This window comes from Betaproteobacteria bacterium, assembly GCA_016791345.1.
Taxonomy (GTDB): Bacteria; Pseudomonadota; Gammaproteobacteria; order Burkholderiales; family JAEUMW01; genus JAEUMW01.
On sequence record JAEUMW010000217.1, the window covers coordinates 1 to 1,555 of the forward strand.

Here is a 1,555-nt window from a genome sequence, read left to right on the forward strand (position 1 = left end):
GGGTGTCGGGGCTCTTTTCCGCGCGCGGTTACAACATCGAATCCCTCACCGTCGCGCCGACCGAGGACGCGACCATGTCGCGCATGACGATCGTCACCAGCGGCTCGGACGAGATCATCGAGCAGATCACCAAGCAGCTGAACAAGCTGGTCGACGTGGTCAAGGTGGTGGATCTCAACGACGGCGAGCACATCGAGCGCGAACTCATGCTGGTCAAGGTGCGCGCGTTCGGCAAGGACCGCGAGGAGATGAAGCGCATGGCCGACATTTTTCGTGGCCGCATCATCGACGTTACGGAAAAGGCATACACGATCGAGCTCACCGGCACCGGCGCCAAGCTCGACGCGTTCCTCAATGCCATCGAGAAGAGCGCGATCCTGGAGACCGTGCGCACCGGTGCTTCCGGCATCGGTCGCGGCGAGCGCGTGCTCAAGATCTGATAGGGGGTGCGCCGCGAGCACGCCGGCCAGCGCTCCCTGCTTTACCAAGAGAGGACATCATGAAGGTTTACTACGACAAGGACGCCGATCTCTCGCTCATCAAGGGCAAGAAGGTCACCATCGTCGGCTATGGCTCCCAAGGCCACGCCCACGCGCAGAATCTGCAGGATTCCGGAGTCAAGGTCGTGGTCGGTCTGCGGCCGGGCGGGATTTCCTGGGACAAGGCCAAGCAGGCAGGGCTCCCGGTCAAGTCGGTCGACGAAGCCGTGAAGGGCGCGGACGTGGTCATGATGCTGCTGCCCGACGAGACCATCGCCGCGGTGTACAAGAGCGAAGTCGAGCCCAACGTGAAGCGCGGCGCGGCGGTCGCATTCGCGCACGGCTTCAATATCCACTACGGGCAGGTGGTACCGCGTGCCGACCTCGACGTGTTCATGGTAGCGCCGAAGGCACCGGGTCACACGGTGCGCTCCACCTATACGCAGGGTGGTGGTGTGCCGCAGCTCATCGCCGTCTACCAGGACCGCTCCGGCGCGGCGCGCGACCTCGCGCTGAGCTACGCCGCGGCGAATGGCGGCGGCCGCGCAGGCATCATCGAGACCACCTTCAAGGAAGAAACCGAAACCGATCTGTTCGGCGAGCAGACCGTGCTTTGCGGCGGCTGCGTGGAACTGGTCAAGGCGGGCTTCGAGACGCTGGTCGAGGCCGGCTACGCGCCGGAGATGGCGTACTTCGAGTGCCTGCACGAACTCAAGCTGATCGTCGACCTCATGTACGAAGGCGGCATCGGGACGATGAACTACTCGATCTCGAACAACGCGGAATATGGCGAGTACGTGACCGGACCCCGGGTCATCGGTGAGCAATCGCGCGCGGCGATGCGCGAGGCCCTGCGCAACATCCAGACCGGCGAGTACGCCAAGAGCTTCATCCTGGAGAACCGGGCCGGAGCGCCGACCCTTCTTTCGCGTCGTCGCATCACGGCGGAGCATCCGATCGAGCAGATCGGAGCGAAGCTGCGCGACATGATGCCGTGGATCAGAAAGAACAAGCTGGTCGATACCTCGAAGAACTGACACCCGCGGGACGCGTGGGCCGTGTCTGATCTCCACCGG

The 1,555-nt window shown here is 63.8% G+C and carries 2 protein-coding genes; both read left to right on the forward strand.

Features of this window, described 5'->3' with window-relative positions; genetic code table 11:
* Nucleotides 1–2: 2 nt before the first annotated feature.
* Nucleotides 3–440, forward strand: a complete 438-nt coding sequence (ilvN, locus tag JNK68_08320; protein ID MBL8540364.1) for an acetolactate synthase small subunit — start codon at nucleotides 3–5, stop codon at nucleotides 438–440.
* A 59-nt stretch (nucleotides 441–499) separates the two neighbouring features.
* A complete protein-coding gene (ilvC, locus tag JNK68_08325) occupies nucleotides 500–1,516 on the forward strand; it encodes a ketol-acid reductoisomerase (GenBank protein ID MBL8540365.1) in 1,017 nt (338 codons plus the stop codon).
* Nucleotides 1,517–1,555 lie beyond the last annotated feature (39 nt).

What these genes read in the sequence shown, in the direction of transcription:
- ilvC (MBL8540365.1), top strand. Translation starts at nt 500, where the DNA reads ATGAAGGTTTACTACGACAAGGACGCCGATCTCTCGCTCATCAAGGGC.